1 protein-coding gene is annotated in these 971 nt (G+C 75.5%); it reads right to left on the bottom strand.

Features of this window, described 5'->3' with window-relative positions:
* Positions 1–874 (bottom strand): YfjP family GTPase (locus tag GUY59_RS50435; RefSeq protein ID WP_171055671.1); only part of this gene is annotated, 874 nt, incomplete at its 3' end.
* Positions 875–971 lie beyond the last annotated feature (97 nt).

Genomic DNA, 971 nt, shown 5'->3' with positions numbered 1-971 from the left:
GCCCCGCCCCCTCCGCGCCCCGTCCGGCCGGCTCGGCCGCCGCACCACTCGGCAACCCCTCCGAACCCGGGCCGGCGGTGCTGAGGTGGGCGGCGGCGGTGGTGATGTCGGCGGCCAGGCGGGCGGACCACGACGTGCGCTCGCAGACCCGGTCCTCAAGCAGCGAGCGGAGGGCCGGCAGCCCTGTCCCGGTCCTCGCGGAGACGGCGAGCACCGGGACACCTTTCAGCCCGTCGTCGTCCAGCAGCCGGCGCAGGTCGCGTAGGCAGCGGTCGACGGCCTGCGCGGGCAGCCGGTCCACCTGGTTGAGCACCACCACCATCACGTCCCGGTGCTCCGCCAGCGGGCGCAGGTAACGCTCGTGGAGCGCCGCGTCGGCGTACTTCTGCGGGTCGACCACCCACACCAGGAGGTCGACCAGCTCCACCAGACGGTCCACCTCCAGGCGGTGGGAGAGCCGGATGGAGTCGTGGTCGGGCAGGTCCAGGAGGACGAGCCCGGACAGGTCGCCGGAGGCGGTGGCGGAGTGCCGCTGCGGGACGTCGAGCCAGTCGAGCAGCGGTCCGGCGCCCTCGCCGTCCCACAGGGCCGCCTGCGCGGTCGAGGTCGTCGGCCTGGTGACGCCCACGGCCGCCAGCTCGGCACCGGCCAGCGCGTTGTGGAGCGACGACTTGCCGCTGCCGGTCGCCCCCGCCAGCGCGGCCACGGTGTGGTCGATCGACAGGTCGCGGCGTGCTCCCGCACGCTCGGCGACCGTACGCGCGCCGGACACCGCCTGCTCGGGCATCCGTCCCTCGGCCAGCGAGGCTGCCTCAAGAAGGGCGGCGAGCCTGGAGTCGAGAGACGGGCCCTCCTTACGGCGCAGCAGCTTCACGGCCTCTCCTCAGGGCGGGGCGGCAGCGAACCATCCACGGGCCCGGCAGCGGGCAGTTCAGCCGTCGGCGGCACGGGGGCGGCGTCGAGGGCGGGGT

This window comes from Nonomuraea sp. K271 (assembly GCF_009908215.1).
Lineage (GTDB): Bacteria > Actinomycetota > Actinomycetes > Streptosporangiales > Streptosporangiaceae > Nonomuraea > Nonomuraea longispora.
Note: the sequence above shows the minus strand (reverse complement) of the source record. Positions and strands in the feature narration are given on the sequence as shown.